Here is a 269-nt window from a genome sequence, read left to right as displayed (position 1 = left end):
ATCCTGACAAACACGCCCAATCGATCAGGGCGACGAGAGCACGACGCGAGTCGACGCGCCGCACGGCAGCCGGGGGAATCAGCGTGCAACCCATCATTCAGCCTTTCTTCGATATCAACACCGGCACGATGACGTATGTCGTCTACGCGAAGGCCGGTTCGGCGGCGGCGATCATCGATCCCGTGCTCGACTACGACCCCAAAGCCGCGCGCACGTCGACGCAATCAGCCGATGCGGTCATCGAGTTCGTGCGCGAAGAGCGGCTTGCC

General features: G+C 62.8%; 1 pseudogene. It reads left to right on the top strand.

Features of this window, described 5'->3' with window-relative positions:
• Nucleotides 1-83: 83 nt before the first annotated feature.
• A pseudogene (locus tag NCR35_RS29815) lies at nt 84-269 on the top strand (MBL fold metallo-hydrolase); the annotation flags it as partial.

The sequence above is a fragment of the Caballeronia sp. AZ10_KS36 genome (assembly GCF_023631105.1).
In the GTDB taxonomy this organism is placed as follows: Bacteria; Pseudomonadota; Gammaproteobacteria; order Burkholderiales; family Burkholderiaceae; genus Caballeronia.
The sequence above is the reverse complement of the archived record's forward strand: the minus strand, read 5'-3'. Positions and strand labels throughout refer to the sequence as shown.